General features: G+C 40.7%; 13 protein-coding genes. 9 read left to right on the forward strand and 4 right to left on the reverse strand.

Annotation, left to right across the window (positions count from 1 at the left end; all coding sequences use genetic code 11):
- Window positions 1–10 precede the first annotated feature (10 nt).
- The 6 genes from NMM25_RS01860 (at window position 11) to NMM25_RS01885 (ending at window position 7,606) form a co-directional block, all read left to right on the forward strand.
- The gene (locus tag NMM25_RS01860; RefSeq protein WP_254735758.1) at window positions 11–1,492 is read left to right on the forward strand and encodes an ATP-binding protein; all 1,482 of its coding nucleotides are present in this window, start codon (window positions 11–13) and stop codon (window positions 1,490–1,492) included.
- A 93-nt stretch (window positions 1,493–1,585) separates the two neighbouring features.
- A complete protein-coding gene (locus NMM25_RS01865; protein WP_254735759.1) occupies window positions 1,586–3,715 on the forward strand; it encodes a Tex family protein in 2,130 nt (709 codons plus the stop codon).
- Window positions 3,702–4,145 (forward strand): SprT family protein, encoded by a 444-nt coding sequence (locus NMM25_RS01870; protein WP_096406992.1) that lies wholly within the window; start codon window positions 3,702–3,704, stop codon window positions 4,143–4,145. Before NMM25_RS01865 ends, NMM25_RS01870 begins: the two co-directional genes overlap by 14 nt.
- A gap of 59 nt (window positions 4,146–4,204) precedes the next feature.
- On the forward strand, window positions 4,205–4,477 hold the full coding sequence (locus NMM25_RS01875) for a PspC domain-containing protein (protein WP_254735760.1): 273 nt from the start codon (window positions 4,205–4,207) through the stop codon (window positions 4,475–4,477).
- 380 nt (window positions 4,478–4,857) lie between these two features.
- A complete protein-coding gene (locus tag NMM25_RS01880; RefSeq protein WP_254735761.1) occupies window positions 4,858–5,616 on the forward strand; it encodes an ABC transporter ATP-binding protein in 759 nt (252 codons plus the stop codon).
- A 1-nt stretch (window position 5,617) separates the two neighbouring features.
- Window positions 5,618–7,606, forward strand: a complete 1,989-nt coding sequence (locus tag NMM25_RS01885) for an ABC transporter permease (RefSeq protein WP_125840810.1) — start codon at window positions 5,618–5,620, stop codon at window positions 7,604–7,606.
- 39 nt (window positions 7,607–7,645) lie between these two features.
- Here the strand turns inward: NMM25_RS01885 and NMM25_RS01890 are convergent, their stop codons facing one another.
- Window positions 7,646–8,341: a VIT family protein gene (locus NMM25_RS01890; protein ID WP_254735762.1), complete on the reverse strand. Its 696-nt coding sequence runs from the start codon at window positions 8,339–8,341 to the stop codon at window positions 7,646–7,648.
- Between the two features lie 205 nt (window positions 8,342–8,546).
- On the opposite strand from NMM25_RS01890, the gene NMM25_RS01895 reads away from it, so the two are divergent.
- From NMM25_RS01895 to ftsY, 3 genes are read left to right on the forward strand one after another with little or no spacing between them, the layout of a single operon-like run.
- Complete coding sequence (locus NMM25_RS01895; RefSeq protein WP_254735763.1) at window positions 8,547–9,338, forward strand: Cof-type HAD-IIB family hydrolase; 792 nt, start codon at window positions 8,547–8,549, stop codon at window positions 9,336–9,338.
- A complete protein-coding gene (locus tag NMM25_RS01900; RefSeq protein WP_254735764.1) occupies window positions 9,338–10,156 on the forward strand; it encodes a Cof-type HAD-IIB family hydrolase in 819 nt (272 codons plus the stop codon). Before NMM25_RS01895 ends, NMM25_RS01900 begins: the two co-directional genes overlap by 1 nt.
- A gap of 3 nt (window positions 10,157–10,159) precedes the next feature.
- A complete protein-coding gene (gene ftsY / locus NMM25_RS01905; protein ID WP_254725678.1) occupies window positions 10,160–11,458 on the forward strand; it encodes a signal recognition particle-docking protein FtsY in 1,299 nt (432 codons plus the stop codon).
- Between the two features lie 44 nt (window positions 11,459–11,502).
- Here the strand turns inward: ftsY and zwf are convergent, their stop codons facing one another.
- The 3 genes from zwf to NMM25_RS01920 all read right to left on the reverse strand — a co-directional run bounded on the left by zwf (window position 11,503) and on the right by NMM25_RS01920 (window position 16,045).
- Entirely contained in the window at window positions 11,503–12,990 is a 1,488-nt protein-coding gene (zwf, locus tag NMM25_RS01910) for a glucose-6-phosphate dehydrogenase (RefSeq protein WP_254725681.1), read from the reverse strand.
- Between the two features lie 149 nt (window positions 12,991–13,139).
- Window positions 13,140–13,880, reverse strand: a complete 741-nt coding sequence (locus NMM25_RS01915; RefSeq protein WP_254735765.1) for an amino acid ABC transporter ATP-binding protein — start codon at window positions 13,878–13,880, stop codon at window positions 13,140–13,142.
- The gene (locus tag NMM25_RS01920) at window positions 13,880–16,045 is read right to left on the reverse strand and encodes an ABC transporter substrate-binding protein/permease (RefSeq protein ID WP_254735766.1); all 2,166 of its coding nucleotides are present in this window, start codon (window positions 16,043–16,045) and stop codon (window positions 13,880–13,882) included. Before NMM25_RS01920 ends, NMM25_RS01915 begins: the two co-directional genes overlap by 1 nt.
- Window positions 16,046–16,153 lie beyond the last annotated feature (108 nt).

The following is a 16,153-nucleotide window of genomic DNA, read 5'->3' on the forward strand; positions in this document are numbered from 1 at the left end:
AGATAAGAAAATGTATATTTCTAAAATTAAACTAGTAAACTTTAAGAGTTTTAAAGGAGAGCATGTTATTGAATTCTCGGAAGGTGTAAATTTTTTCGTAGGAAACAATAACTGTGGTAAGACGACAATTTTTAAAGCAATTGAATTCATTCAGAGTGGAAAAAACAAGTTAGATTTTATAACTCAGGGTCATGAGACTGAAAATATATCTGTCGAACTTGAATTCAAAGGTGCAGATCTCAGTGAAATAGTTAATGATGAAAATCTAAATCTTAATAAATACAGTGACTATGTAATCGACAACGAAGATGGTACGTATAGTCTTAGGGTTTTAAGGTCGTCTCAGGAATGTGAAGTAACGCAAGGCAAAAAAACAGTTTCTTTAGATATCTCAAAAGTAAGGATTTATAATCCAAATTCAACCGAGGAAGATGATATAAAGAGGTTTGAAAACCCCACAGGTATTGATAAAACGATTACTGCGTTATTTGATGCTCAGTTTGTATATTCGGATATAAGGAATGAAGATTATCAAGATTTTGGTAAGACCAAAATAATAGGTAAAATAATTAATGACATAACAAAAGATTTTCAAAAAGGCGATACCTGGAGAGAATTTCAAGATGCTCATAACAAAACTTTTGGAGATGAAGGGTTGGGTAGAATTCTTGAAGGAATTGCGACTAAAATTTCCTCCGTGTTGAGAGAGCAGCATGGAGATGGTGAGGTACAATTTAATTTTGGATTGCCTGAAATTGATAATTTCTTTAAGACGGGTAGTCTTCTTCTTTCGGATAATGGTATTTCAACTTCTGTTTCAGAAAAAGGTACTGGAATGCAACGGGCATTAGCTTTAAGCTTAATTCAAGTTTATGCTGGTGTGCTTGATAATGAAGAGGAAACATTATCTAAGCCAATTATGTTTTTTATTGATGAGCCTGAGACATTTTTACATCCTAAAGCTCAAGATAAACTTATCGATTCACTCAATAAAATTTCTGAAAAGTATCAAGTTTTTATTACGACTCATTCTCCTTACCTGTTAAAAAAGTTTGATTGTAGAACTCAGCAAATCAATATTTTTTCCAAGAATGGCGACGGGGTAAATTTTGTATCGGATAAGCGGGAATTAAATTTATTCGGAACCACCTCACCGACAATAGGAGAAATAAACTACATTGCTTTTGGAGTAAACAGCGTGGAATTTCACAATGAACTATATGGATTTATCCAAGCAAAAGCTATTGATGAGGATGAAAAAAATTACTCCGAGAAAGGATTCGAAAAATGGCTTGTAGGTAAAGGTGTAGCTCAAGATAAAGACTATCATCGTTTATTAAAAAACGGGGATACTCAACAAGAGCAAAAAACTCTTCCAACCTTAATTCGCAACATCATACATCATCCAGAAAATCAAAATAACAGCTATACTACAGAAGAGCTGGAAGAATCAACAGAATTACTTTTGAATATTTTACGTGATTTAGTGTAAAATACACAGGATGTCTTGATATAGATGTCCTTTTTTGGTTTATGGAAATATTATCATTTTGGACTGCTGTTTGCTCTGTGGTATAATAGATTCATGGATAAAAAATATGAAAAAATCTCCCAAGATTTGGGAGTAACCTTAAAGCAAATCGATACCATTCTAAGTTTGACGGCTGAGGGGGCGACAATTCCCTTCATCGCGCGTTATCGAAAGGACATGACTGGTAGTCTGGATGAGGTGGCGATTAAGGCCATTATCGACTTGGATAAAAGTCTGACAAATCTCAACGACCGTAAAGAAGCTGTCTTAGCTAAGATTCAAGAACAAGGCAAACTAACCAAGGAATTGGAAGCAGCTATTTTGGCAGCTGAAAAATTAGCAGACGTAGAAGAACTCTATCTTCCTTATAAGGAAAAACGTCGGACCAAGGCAACCATTGCCCGTGAAGCTGGACTCTTTCCTCTTGCTCGCTTGATTTTGCAAAACGTAGATGGCTTAGAGAAAGAAGCTGAGAAGTTTGTCTGTGAAGGATTTGCGACTGGTCAAGAAGCCTTGGCTGGTGCGGTTGATATCTTGGTCGAAGCCTTATCGGAAGATGTGACTTTGCGTTCACTGACCTATCAGGAAGTGTTGAGACACTCTAAAATCACTTCACAAGTCAAGGATGAAAATCTTGATGAAAAGCAAGTTCTCCAGATTTATTATGATTTTTCAGAGACAGTTAGCAACATGCAGGGTTATCGTACCTTGGCCCTCAATCGTGGGGAAAAATTAGGTATTTTGAAGGTTGGCTTTGAACATGCGATAGATCGTATTCTAGCTTTCTTTGCTGCCCGTTTCAAGGTGAAAAATGCTTATATAGATGAAGTTGTTCAACAGTCAGTTAAGAAAAAGGTCTTGCCAGCTATTGAGCGACGCATTCGAACAGAGTTGACTGATAAGGCGGAAGAAGGGGCTATCCAACTCTTTTCTGATAACCTGCGCAATCTCCTATTGGTTGCTCCGCTGAAAGGACGCGTGGTTCTAGGATTTGACCCTGCTTTTCGTACTGGTGCCAAGCTTGCTGTCGTAGATGCAACAGGAAAAATGCTGACGACCCAAGTCATCTATCCTGTCAAACCAGCTTCAGCTCGTCAGATTGAAGAAGCCAAGCGAGACTTGACCGACCTGATTGGCCAGTATGGCGTAGAAATTATTGCCATTGGAAATGGGACGGCCAGTCGTGAAAGTGAAGCCTTTGTAGCGGAAGTTCTGAAAGATTTTCCTGAGGTCAGCTATGTCATCGTCAATGAAAGTGGCGCTTCCGTATACTCTGCCAGTGAACTTGCTCGTCAGGAGTTTCCAGAATTAACCGTTGAAAAACGCTCGGCTATTTCTATCGCCCGTCGTTTGCAAGATCCGCTTGCCGAATTGGTCAAAATTGATCCCAAGTCAATCGGTGTCGGGCAATACCAGCACGATGTCAGTCAGAAGAAACTGTCTGAAAGTCTGGACTTTGTCGTTGATACGGTGGTTAACCAGGTCGGTGTCAATGTCAATACAGCCAGCCCAGCACTTCTCTCCCATGTAGCTGGACTCAATAAAACTATCTCTGAAAATATCGTCAAATACCGTGAAGAAGAAGGAAAAATCACTTCACGCTCTCAAATTAAGAAAGTTCCTCGTCTCGGTGCCAAAGCCTTTGAGCAAGCTGCTGGTTTCCTCCGTATTCCTGAAAGTAGCAATATCCTTGATAATACAGGAGTTCATCCAGAGAACTATGCTGCCGTCAAAGAGCTTTTCAAACGCTTGGATATCAAAGACTTGAATGAAGAGGCACAAAGTAAGCTTAAGTCCCTTTCAGTTAAGGAGATGGCACAGGAACTGAATCTCGGCCCAGAAACCCTTAAAGATATCATTGCCGACCTTCTTAAACCAGGTCGAGATTTCCGGGACTCCTTTGATGCACCTGTGCTTCGCCAAGATGTCTTGGATATCAAGGATTTAAAAGTCGGCCAGAAGCTGGAAGGTGTGGTGCGTAATGTCGTTGATTTCGGTGCATTCGTTGATATTGGGATTCACGAAGACGGCCTCATTCATATTTCCCACATGAGTCGCAAATTTATCAAACATCCTAGTCAAGTGGTGTCTGTTGGAGATTTGGTAACGGTTTGGGTTAAGAAAATCGATACCGAGCGTGAAAAAGTTAATCTGTCGCTCTTAGCTCCAGATGAAACTGACTAAGTACGTTCAGTCTGTTTCCCTCGAAGACTTTGGTATACCTTTTATACACCAAGCCCGGTGGAATTCTCGTCTGCGAACGACAGGTGGGCGATTTTTCCCTAAGGATGGGCATTTGGATTTTAATCCCAAGGTCTATAATGAACTTGGTTTGGAGGTTTTTCGGAAAATCGTGCGCCATGAACTCTGTCACTACCACCTTTATTTTCAGAAAAAGGGTTATCGACATAAGGACCGAGATTTCAAGGAACTTTTGAAAGAAGTGGATGGACTACGCTTTGTCCCCCCTTTGAAAGACCAAAACACCTACCTAGTCTATCAGTGTCAATCCTGTCAGCAAACTTATCAGCGCAAGCGTAGGATTGATACCAAACGCTATCGTTGTGGCGTCTGCCGTGGTAAACTCGTCATCTTAAATCGGCCTAAGGACTGATGTTTGTGAACCTGTTTCATGCTATACTACTTGTAGGAATACCGAAAGAGGAACAAATCATGAATAATAAATTTTATAAAATGAAACGAAATAGTATGGTATCGGGAGTTTTAGCTGGTCTATCAGACAAGTGGAATTTTGATGTGACTCTAGTCCGCTTTCTCTTTGCTATTTTTACCATATCAAATTTTGGGATTGGTGTGATTATCTACATCATCCTCGCCTCTATTCTGCCAACTAAGGAAGAGATTGAAGCAGAAATGTACGGAACAGGACCACGCAAACGTAAGGATGCTGAGGCCATTAATGACAATGATGGACGGTTTTGGTGAGTCGGATTTGGAAATAGTTTATAGATAATTTCCTTGTTTCTTGAAGAAATTAGAAAAAGTAGTGAATCCTAACCCTTGCATCCGCAAGGGTTTTCTTCTTGCCTTTCTTTTATGGTAAAATATTGATAGCGAAATTGCTTGATATTCTTTAATCTTACAAAAATGTAAGATTAAAGTCTCTTTTGTAAGGTTAGGTTATGGCAAGCCACCTTTTTTTGCGATAAACTAGACTCATAAAGAATAAAGGAGCAAAACCATGAAAAGATTCTTACAAAAGAAAACAAGAAAACCAAGTCAAAAAGATATCGAGCGTGTTCAACTGGGATGCGCTATGATGCAAGCACAGTTTCAAATGATGGGATATTAAGAAGGAGATAACAATGACACTTTTAGATGTAAAACACGTTCAAAAAATCTATAAAACACGTTTCCAAGGCAACCAAGTAGAGGCACTCAAAGATATTCACTTTACCGTAGAAAAGGGTGACTACGTTGCCATCATGGGGGAGTCTGGTTCTGGGAAGTCAACTCTGCTCAACATCCTCGCTATGCTGGATAAACCAACTCGTGGGCAGGTTTACCTAAATGGAACAGACACAGCAACCATTAAAAATTCTCAGGCTTCGAGCTTCCGTCGTGAGAAGTTAGGATTTGTCTTCCAAGACTTTAACTTGCTAGATACCTTGTCTGTTAAGGATAATATCTTGCTTCCGTTAGTGTTATCACGAAAACCCATCACAGAGATGATGAAAAAATTGGTAGTGACAGCTGAAAATTTAGGCATCAACCAATTGCAAGAGAAGTATCCTTACGAGATCTCTGGTGGTCAAAAACAGCGGGTAGCAGTAGCACGCGCCATCATCACAGAACCTGAAATTCTCCTTGCCGATGAGCCAACAGGAGCCCTTGACTCCAAGTCATCTGCAGCCCTTCTTGATGTATTTGATGAAATCAATGAGCGTGGCCAAACCATTCTCATGGTAACTCACTCAACGGCAGCAGCCAGCAGGGCCAAGTGCGTTCTCTTTATCAAGGATGGTATTCTTTACAACCAAATCTACCGCGGAGACAAAACAGAGCGTCAGATGTTCCAAGAAATCTCTGATACTTTGACTGTTATGGCAAGCGAGGTGAATTAGTATGTTCCGATTAACCAATAAGTTAGCGGTATCCAACTTAATTAAAAACCGCAAACTCTACTATCCCTTTGCCCTTGCTGTTCTCTTAGCAGTGACCATCACTTATCTCTTTTACTCATTGACACTTAATCCTAATATTGGCAATATTCGAGGAGGGACAACCATTCAAGCCACTCTTGGATTTGGTATGGTGATTGTCACGCTTGCATCTGCTATTATTGTCCTTTATGCCAATAGTTTTGTCATGAAGAACCGTTCCAAAGAACTGGGTATATATGGTATGCTGGGTCTCGAAAAGCGCCATTTGATCAGCATGGTTTTTAAAGAGCTTCTTATTTTTGGAGCCTTAACGCTGACAGTTGGACTTGGCTTAGGAGCCCTCTTTGATAAGCTAATCTTCGCCCTTCTTCTGAAGTTAATGAAAATGAAGGTGGAGCTCGTTTCGACTTTTCAACCAATAGTCTTCATAATGGTCATCCTTGTTTTTGGAGCTATCTTCCTAGGTTTGATTTTTATCAATGCCTTTCGTATCGCACGAATGAATGCCCTTCAGCTCTCTCGTGAAAAAGCCAGTGGTGAGAAAAAAGGACGTTTCCTGGGCTTGCAAACGATTCTTGGATTAATCAGTTTGGGAGCTGGTTACTATCTAGCAGTGACAGTTAAAAATCCTTTAACTGCACTCATGATTTTCTTTGTGGCAGTTTTATTAGTAATTTTTGGAACCTATCTCTTGTTCAATGCAGGAATCACAGTTTTCCTACAAATCTTGAAGAAAAACAAGCGTTACTATTACCAACCTAACAACATGATTTCCGTATCCAATCTCATTTTCCGTATGAAGAAAAATGCGGTTGGTCTGGCAACGATTGCTATTCTCTCAACCATGGTCTTGGTGACTATGTCTGCTGCAACGAGTATCTTTAAAGGCTCTGAAACTTTCAAGAAAGTCATGAATCCACATGATTTTGGAATTACAGGACAGAATGTTGAAAAAGAAGACATAAATAAACTCCTAGACCAGTATGCTAGTGATAAGGGATTGACTGTTACAAAGAAAGAAGTCCTTACATACAGTAGCTTTGGTGTAGCAAACCAAGAAGGTACGAAATTAACCATTTTTGAGAAAGGTCAAAATCGTGTTCAACCGAAAACCGTTTTTATGGTCTTTGACCAAAAAGACTATGAGAATATGACGGGCCAAAAACTTGCACTTTCAGGAAAGGAAGTTGGATTGTTTACTAAGAACAAAGAACTTCAAGGACAGAAAGAACTGACTCTAAATGACCAGACCTATACAATAAAGGAAGAAATCAAAAAAGATTTTATTCTTGAACATGTCCCAAATCAGTACAATATTCTAACTTCGGACTATAACTATCTGGTTGTTCCTGACTTGAAAGCCTTTCTTGACCAGCATCCTAATTCTTCCATTTTTAATCAATACTATGGTGGTATGAATGTAACAGCTAGTGAGGAAGAGCAACTCAAACTTGCAGATGACTATTCAAAATTCCTTGATGATTTTAATAGAGAATCAAGCAAAGAAGGAAGCTTTATTTACGGAAGCAATCTGGCTGATAGTAGTGCGCAGATGAGTGCTTTCTTTGGTGGGACCTTCTTTATCGGTATCTTCCTCTCCATCATCTTTATGGTGGGAACAGTTCTCGTCATCTACTACAAACAAATCTCTGAAGGCTATGAAGACCGTGAACGCTTTATCATTTTGCAAAAGGTCGGTCTCGATCAAAAGCAAATCAAGCAAACCATTAATAAACAGGTCCTAACTGTTTTCTTCCTCCCATTGCTCTTTGCCTTCCTACACCTTGCCTTTGCCTATCATATGCTTAGTCTCATCCTAAAAGTCATTGGGGTCCTAGATGCGACCATGATGTTGACAGTCACTCTGTCCATCTGTGCTATCTTCCTCATCGTCTATGTCTTAATCTTTATGATTACCTCAAGAAGCTATCGCAAGATTGTGCAAATGTAAAAAAGATACCTCGATGCTTGTCGAGGTATTTCTTTTATCTTAAATGCTAAAGAGTTGTCCCAAGAGGAAGGTTACACCCATGGTGAGAAGTCCGATACAGAGGTTACGGATCATAGCAGTTTTCGTAGGAGCCTTTCCTAGTTTAGCACTGGTATAGCCGGTAATAAGAAGGGAAAGGGCAACGATAAGAACAGTAGCAGGGATCCGAAAGTCACTTGGAAAGACGGTGATCGAAAGCATGGGAGGAAGACTTCCTAGTACAAAGGCAATAAAGCTAGAGATAGCAGCATGCCAAGGGTTGGTAAACTCTTCGTACTCAATTCCATATTTTTCTTCGACCAAGGCTTTGAGTGGATTTTTCAAAAAGGCCTTGTTGGTCAAGAGTTGGGCAGACGTTTCACACTCACCATTTTGAAGATAAGCAGCATAGAGGGATTGTTTTGCAGATTCGATATCTTTATCCAAGAGTAATTGCTCTCTAGCGACAGCGGCTTCTTCTGTGTCTTTCTGAGTGGATACAGAGACATATTCGCCACCTGCCATAGAAAAAGCACCAGCGAGGATAGCTGCCAAACCTGATAAAAAGATAATCCAGATATTGCTCGTCGCACTGGCAACACCGATAACGACCCCAGCGATGGAAATAATCCCATCATTGGCACCCAGAACACCTGCGCGTAGGATATTGAGTCGGCCTGCAAAGTTTGCATCAATTTCATGTTTTATTTCTGTCATAGTCATCTCCTTTCTCTCCATTATAGAGAAAAGAGTAGGGGAATACAAACTTTTTAAACTATCTGAAAAAAGTTCTACGATTCTAATTTTTAGGCCCTTTGAAGTTTCTCCGAAAAAGTAGTGCTATCCTACTGTACTGGACCTTTTTAAACTTATCTATGGTATAATAGAAGATAGATTTATCAATTGGAGAATGAAGGATTTTATGATTAAACTTGTAGCAACCGATATGGATGGAACCTTTCTAGATGGAGAGGGTCGGTTTGATATGGAACGCCTCAAAAACTTGCTTGTTTCCTACAAGGAAAAGGGGATTTATTTTGCAGTGGCTTCGGGTCGTGGTATCTTATCCCTTAAAAAGCTATTTTCTGATGTGCGTGATGAAGTGATTTTTATAGCTGAAAATGGGAGTTATGTTGAGTTTCATGGGGAGGATATGTATGAGGCTACTATGTCTCGGGACTTTTACTTGAGCACTTTTGATGCTTTAAAGAAATCGCCTTATTTTGATGAAAGTAAAATGCTCTTGACGGGCAAAAAAGCTTGTTATGTGTTGGATACAGTCGATGAAACTTATCTTAAGTTAAGCAGTCACTACAATGAGAATATTCAAAAAGTAGCGAGTCTGGAAGCAATCACGGATGAGATTTTTAAATTCACTACGAACTTCACAGAAGATACGATAGAAGCTGGTGAGGCCTGGGTCAACGAAAATGTTTCTGGTGTGAAAGCCATGACAACTGGTTTTGAATCCATTGATATTGTCTTGGACTACGTTGATAAGGGTGTGGCTATTGTTGAGCTAGCGAAAAAACTGGGGCTTGGCATGGATCAGGTTATGGCGTTTGGCGACAATCTCAATGATCTTCACATGATGCAGGTCGTCGGGCACCCAATCGCTCCTGAAAATGCGCGACCAGAGATTTTAGAATTAGCAGAAGCAGTGATTGGCCACCACAAGGACCAGTCAGTGATGGCTTATATGGAGGGCTTGTAATGGCAGATATTAAATTGATTGCACTCGATTTGGATGGTACCTTACTGACAACAGATAAAAGGCTGACAGATCGAACTAAGGCAGTCTTAAAAGCTGCGCGTGATCGTGGCATCAAGGTCGTACTGACAACGGGTCGTCCTCTAAAGGCTATGGATTTCTTTCTCCATGAGCTAGGAACTGACGGTCAAGAAGACGAGTACACCATCACCTTTAATGGTGGTCTGGTACAGAAAAATACTGGAGAGATTCTCGATAAAACCGTCTTTTCAATCGACGATGTGGCACGATTGTACGAGGAAACTGAAAAACTCGGACTTCCGTTAGATGCCATTTCAGAAGGAACAGTCTATCAAATCCAGTCGGACCAAGAAAGTCTCTATGCTAAGTTTAATCCAGCTCTGACTTTCGTGCCAGTCGCTTTTGAAGAGCTATCTAGTCAGATAACTTATAATAAATGCGTGACTGCCTTTGCCCAAGAACCCTTGGATGAAGCGATTCAACAGATTTCTCCAGAATTGTTTGACCAATATGAAATCTTCAAATCGCGTGAACTCTTATTGGAATGGTCACCGAAAAACGTCCACAAGGCAACAGGTTTAGCGAAATTAATTGGACATCTAGGCATTGACCAAAGTCAAGTTATGGCTTGTGGGGACGAGGCCAATGACCTTTCCATGATTGAGTGGGCTGGTCTGGGGGTTGCCATGCAAAATGCAGTTCCAGCAGTTAAGGCAGTTGCCAATGTGATTACCCCGATGACCAACGACGAGGAAGCCGTTGCTTGGGCTATCGAAGAATACGTGTTAAAGGAGAACTAGAATATGGGATTATTTGACCGTCTATTCGGAAAAAAAGAAGAGCCAAAAATCGAAGATGTTGTAAAAGAAGCACTGGAAAATCTTGATTTGTCAGAAGAGGTTGAAGAAAACCAAACGGCAGTCGAAGAAACAGCGACGGACAAAGTGGAAGAAACACCTGCTCAAGAAGAACTTCCTCAGGTCTCGACAGAAGAAGTTATTGAACCAGAACTGGTTGAGGAAACATACCAAGAGGAGCCTGAGCTAGAAGCTGATGAATTGGAGCAAATCCAAGAGACAGAAGAAGTTCTAGGAGTAGAGAGCCAAGAATCATCTCTAGAAACTGAAGAAGAACTAACGTCTGAAGTTGTAGAAGAAGAACTTCCTCAGGTTGAAGAAACCGTTCAGGAAAAATATGACCGCAGTCTCAAGAAAACTCGTACGGGATTCGGTGCTCGTTTGAATGCCTTCTTTGCCAACTTCCGTTCTGTCGATGAAGAATTCTTCGAGGAATTGGAAGAACTGCTCATCATGAGTGATGTCGGTGTGCAGGTCGCTTCGAACCTAACAGAAGAACTACGCTATGAAGCCAAACTTGAAAACGCTAAGAAACCTGACGCACTTCGTCGTGTCATTATCGAGAAATTGGTTGAACTCTATGAGAAGGATGGCAACTACGATGAACAAATCCATTTCCAAGATGGTTTGACCGTCATGCTCTTTGTTGGTGTTAATGGTGTTGGGAAAACAACTTCTATTGGGAAATTGGCTCATCGCTACAAACAAGCTGGCAAGAAAGTCATGCTGGTTGCGGCAGATACCTTCCGTGCTGGCGCCGTTGCCCAGCTAGCTGAATGGGGTCGTCGTGTGGATGTTCCTGTTGTGACAGGGCCAGAAAAGGCTGATCCAGCTAGTGTAGTCTTTGATGGAATGGAACGTGCTGTAGCAGAAGGGATTGATATCCTTATGATTGATACAGCAGGTCGTCTGCAAAACAAGGACAACCTTATGGCTGAGTTGGAAAAGATTGGTCGTATTATCAAGCGTGTCGTTCCTGAAGCACCTCATGAAACTTTCCTGGCACTCGATGCTTCAACTGGACAGAACGCCTTGGTACAAGCTAAGGAATTTTCTAAGATAACACCATTGACTGGAATTGTTTTGACAAAAATTGACGGAACTGCCCGAGGTGGTGTTGTTCTAGCCATCCGTGAGGAACTCAATATCCCTGTAAAATTGATTGGTTTTGGTGAAAAAATCGATGATATTGGGGAATTTAACTCAGAAAACTTTATGAAGGGTCTTTTAGAGGGTTTGATTTAATACAAAATAAATATCCTGCAAGATTGACTTGCAGGATATTTTTGCTATTCTAAACGTCCATCTTCACGATAGGCGATATCTGGTTGCCAGGTCCATTTGGCTCCATACTTTTCAAGTAAGTCAAAGCTAGCTTGTGGTCCCATGCTCCCAGATTTATAATCGTAGAGTGGAGCTCCGTTTTCTGCCCAGAGCTCTTCGATACGGTCAATCAATTTCCAAGAAGCACTTACCTCATCCCAGTGGCTAAAATTGGTTGAGTTGTTGTTCAAGACATCGTAGATTAATTTCTCGTATGGATCTGGTGAGGCTCCAGTAGCAGTAGCGTCAGTACGGTAATCCAGAGAGCTTGGTGCCAGGTTGAATTCTTCACCGACTTGCTTCCCATTTAGGCTGAGAGAGAATCCTTCAGTTGGTTGGATATAGATGGTCAAGATATTTGGTGCTAACGGTTCTCCAAAGATAGAGTCCATTTGCTTAAAGACGATATTGACATGAGTCCCTTTTTCAGTCAGACGTTTACCAGTACGGAAGAAGAAGGGAACTCCACGAAAGCGATCACTGTCTACAAAGAAGGCACCAGATGCAAAGGTTTCTGTTGTAGATTCAGGATCGACGTTTGGCTCGCTACGATAGGAAATGTATTTCATGCCATCAATTTTACCAGAGCGATATTGACCACGGATAAACTGTTCTTTCAATTCTTCCTCAGTTGGATGATAGAGGTTTTTAAAGACCTTTATCTTTTCAGCACGAATCTCATCTTTTGTAAAGCTAGCTGGTTTGTCCATGGCTAGAAGAGAGAGGAGTTGAAGTGTATGGTTTTGCACCATATCACGAAGGGCACCAGATTGATCGTAGTAGCCACCGCGTTCTTCAACACCCAAACGTTCCGCAAAGGTAATCTGAACATTATCGATGTGTTCGCGATTCCAAACATTCTCAAAGATCATGTTGGCAAAACGAACAGCAAAGATACTCTGAATCATCTCTTTGCCTAGGTAATGGTCGATACGGTAGATTTGCTCCTCATCAAAGGCCGCAAGGAGATCTTCATTGAGCTTGCTCGCTGTTTCGTAGTCTGTACCAAATGGTTTCTCAACGATCAAGCGCTCAAAACCTTTGCCATCGACAATGTTTTCAGATTTGAGGTGCTTGGCAATGGTTCCAAAGAACTGAGGTGCCATAGACAAGAAGAAGAGCTTATTGTGTTCAGCTTGGTATTTTTCATTCAGCTCAGCTTGTAATTGGCGCAAAGCAATGTAATGTTCCGTATCATTCACATCATGGCTTTGATAGTAGAAGTGGCTAGCAAATTCTTGGGCTTGCTCGGTACTATCTGCCAAGTCAAGGATGGACTCGACAACTACAGATTCAAAATATTCCTTACTCCAAGGTCTACGAGCTGTTCCGATAACAGCAAAATGCTCAGAGAGATTGCCTGATTTATAGAGTCTGAAAAGGGAAGGGTAGAGTTTGCGTTTAGCTAAATCTCCACTCGCACCGAAAATTGTAACAATAACCTTTGATGACATCTAGCTACCTAATTTCTATATTTTTTCCTAGTTGGACTAGGGATGAGATTTCCTCATTATCATAGTTTTTATTTTATCATAATTTTCAAAAAAAACAAAAAATCCAATACGCAATTAAAAAACTGTAAGGAGAACCTTACAGTTTTGTTTTATACATTTAAGACCTTATCCAAGAACTCTTTTAGACGAGGGTGTTGAGGGTTATCAAAGATTTGGTCAGGTGTTCCGTCTTCTAGGAACTCACCATCAGCCGTAAAGATAACACGGTTGGCTACCTGACGAGCAAATCCCATCTCATGGGTTACGATAATCATGGTCATGCCTTGTTCTGCCAATTCCTTCATAACATTCAGTACATCTCCAACCATTTCAGGGTCAAGAGCGGAAGTTGGCTCATCAAAGAGCATGATATCAGGATTCATGGCAAGTCCACGAGCGATAGCTACACGCTGTTTCTGACCACCTGAAAGGCTATCTGGGTTGGCATTAGCTTTATCTGCTAGTCCAACCTTTTCAAGCAACTCCATCCCCAATTTTTTAGCTTCTTCTTTGGTCATCCGTTTGTGCTCAATAGGTGCAAAAGTGATATTTTCTAGGACAGACATGTGAGGGAAGAGGTTGAAATGTTGGAAGACCATTCCGACGTTTTCGCGAACATGGTCGACATTGGTTGATTTTTCAGTCAAATCATAACCATTCACAGTGATGTGGCCACTCGTTACCTCCTCGAGAAGGTTAAGGCTGCGGAGGAAAGTAGATTTACCAGAACCAGAAGGACCGATGATACAGACAACATCTCCTTCATAGAACTTAGTCGTAATGCCTTTTAAGACTTCATTTTTTCCATAATACTTATGCAAATCATTTACATCAATTTTTAGTTTTGCCATTAACGAATCCTCTTTTCTAAGCGTTTCGCTAGTCTAGTCAAAAGCGTGATAATTACAAGATAGAAGATAGCAAGGATTGCATACATCTTGAAACTTTGGTAGTTACGGGCGATGATGATCTTACCAGTTTGGAAAAGTTCCACCAAACCGATAGCAGACACGATGGTTGTATCTTTAAGAGCGATAACAAATTGGTTGACGAAGTTTGGCAACATCAATTTAGTCGCTTGTGGCAAGATAATCTTACGCATGGTTTTTCCATAAGAAATACCAAGACTGCGACTGGCCTCCATTTGCCCAACTGGAACAGCTTGAATCCCACCACGAACAATTTCAGCGATATAAGCAGCTGCATTGAGTGAGAGCGCGATAGTACCAGCTACAAAGTCATTGATTGGACTTTGTTGGCCTGTGATGGACTCGATGAAGTTTGGAATTCCCCAGAAGATAAAGGCTGCAAGAATCATCAATGGAATACCGCGGATAACGTCAACGAAAATCTCAGAGATCAGACGAAGAGATTTGTATGGGCTAACACTAAACATACCAAAGATAATCCCGATGACAATGGCAATTGCAAATGAAATAAGAGCTAGAGCAAGAGTGATTCCAAGTCCACTAAGAAGTTGTTTGTAGTTGTTTTGAAGCAAGCCACAGATAGTTGTTTCGTCAACCGTACTTGTAGAGTCAGTTGAAGTTTCGCTAGCTAGATACTTGTCAAGAATCTTTTGGAATTCTCCGTTAGCTTTGAGGTTGGCAAGTCCATTATTGAACATCTGGATCAATTCAGGGTTTGTTCCTTTTTTAACCGCAAAGGCTGTTTCACCGATTGGAGTTCCGGCGATTGGCGTTTTCAATTTTTGACCTTGGCTGATAGAATATTTTAGAACTGGCTCATCATCCATCACGGCATCAATAGATCCAGTATTCAGACTGTCGTACATAGATGCGCCATCTGCGAAGGTTTTAATCTTATATCCGTATTTGTTTTGGTTTTCAGTAAGGAACGTTTGAGAAGCAGTCCCGTTTTTAACACCGACAGTTTTATCCTTGAGGTCTTCATAAGAAGCAATGGTGCTTGATTCTTTCACACCGAGAATCGTATTTGCTGTGTAGTATGATTCTGAGAAATCGAAGGTTTCCTTACGGGCATCTGTTACAGACATACCAGCAATGATACCATCTGCTTGTCCTGCTTGAACAGCACTAATGGCTGCGTCAAATCCTGGGTTGGTAATTTCAATTTCAAAACCTTGGTCTTTGGCAATGGCCTTGATGAGGTCCATATCAATACCGGTGTATTGATTGCTTGAATTTTGAAAGACGAATGGGGCGAAAGATGAGTCACTGGCAATAATGTACTTGCTTTTCACTGGAGTAGCTTTTTGTCCAGCAGCAGTAGTTGTCGTTGGGCTTGCCGTAGTTGTAGAAGTCGTCCACTTTTGGATGATTTGCTCCAAGCTACCATCCTTCTTCATTTGGGCTAGGGCTTCATTAAACTCGGTAACCAAGTGTTCATACTTGCTCCCTTTCTTGACACCAAAGGCAAAGCTTCCAACAGCCTCACCATCCATATTGATGCTGAGATCTTGTCCTTGGTTAATCGCATACTCAATAACAGGTTTGTCATCCATGATGGCATTTACAGCACCAGCACTTAGACTGTTATTCATCAAATCACCTGTATCAAAGGTTTTAATAGAGAAACCGTATTTATCTTTGATACTTTCGAGGAAACGTTGAGCGGCAGTTCCGTTCTTAACACCAACTGTTTTTCCGCTAAGTTCCTCATATTTGGTGATTTTATTTGCCTTTGTGGTAGCAATGACAACTTTTGTATCATAATAGGTATCAGACATGGTAAAGACATTTTCACGTTCTTTTGTTTTTGTCATACCTGCCATAATGGCATCTGCTTGACCTGACTGCACTGCATTTACAGCTGCATCAAAGCCAGGATAAGACATTTGGATGTTCCATCCTTTGATTTCTGCGACTTTATTGATAATATCAACATCAATCCCTTTATAGGTTTGATCTGAATCTTTAAACTCAAAAGGTGCGTAAGCTGTATCAGACACAATCTTAACAGTATCAGCTTTTGCCATACCTAGTGAGAAAATGGGAAATAAAATGAGCAAACATGCTAGTATTTTTTTCTTCATTTTTAGTCTCCTTTTCCGAATATTTTCCCATTATATCAGAAAATGAATGAAAAGGCAAATTTTATGAATTTTATGTAAGAAAATCTAACATGAAATACTCGCTCTTAT

Origin of the sequence: Streptococcus sp. CF10-1, from assembly GCF_024295825.1 — a bacterium.
Taxonomy (GTDB): Bacteria; Bacillota; Bacilli; order Lactobacillales; family Streptococcaceae; genus Streptococcus.

What these genes read in the sequence shown, in the direction of transcription:
- NMM25_RS01860 (WP_254735758.1), top strand. Translation starts at nt 11, where the DNA reads ATGTATATTTCTAAAATTAAACTAGTAAACTTTAAGAGTTTTAAAGGA.
- NMM25_RS01865 (WP_254735759.1), top strand. Translation starts at nt 1,586, where the DNA reads ATGGATAAAAAATATGAAAAAATCTCCCAAGATTTGGGAGTAACCTTA.
- NMM25_RS01870 (WP_096406992.1), top strand. Translation starts at nt 3,702, where the DNA reads ATGAAACTGACTAAGTACGTTCAGTCTGTTTCCCTCGAAGACTTTGGT.
- NMM25_RS01875 (WP_254735760.1), top strand. Translation starts at nt 4,205, where the DNA reads ATGAATAATAAATTTTATAAAATGAAACGAAATAGTATGGTATCGGGA.
- NMM25_RS01880 (WP_254735761.1), top strand. Translation starts at nt 4,858, where the DNA reads ATGACACTTTTAGATGTAAAACACGTTCAAAAAATCTATAAAACACGT.
- NMM25_RS01885 (WP_125840810.1), top strand. Translation starts at nt 5,618, where the DNA reads ATGTTCCGATTAACCAATAAGTTAGCGGTATCCAACTTAATTAAAAAC.
- NMM25_RS01890 (WP_254735762.1), bottom strand. Translation starts at nt 8,341, where the DNA reads ATGACAGAAATAAAACATGAAATTGATGCAAACTTTGCAGGCCGACTC.
- NMM25_RS01895 (WP_254735763.1), top strand. Translation starts at nt 8,547, where the DNA reads ATGATTAAACTTGTAGCAACCGATATGGATGGAACCTTTCTAGATGGA.
- NMM25_RS01900 (WP_254735764.1), top strand. Translation starts at nt 9,338, where the DNA reads ATGGCAGATATTAAATTGATTGCACTCGATTTGGATGGTACCTTACTG.
- ftsY (WP_254725678.1), top strand. Translation starts at nt 10,160, where the DNA reads ATGGGATTATTTGACCGTCTATTCGGAAAAAAAGAAGAGCCAAAAATC.
- zwf (WP_254725681.1), bottom strand. Translation starts at nt 12,990, where the DNA reads ATGTCATCAAAGGTTATTGTTACAATTTTCGGTGCGAGTGGAGATTTA.
- NMM25_RS01915 (WP_254735765.1), bottom strand. Translation starts at nt 13,880, where the DNA reads ATGGCAAAACTAAAAATTGATGTAAATGATTTGCATAAGTATTATGGA.
- NMM25_RS01920 (WP_254735766.1), bottom strand. Translation starts at nt 16,045, where the DNA reads ATGAAGAAAAAAATACTAGCATGTTTGCTCATTTTATTTCCCATTTTC.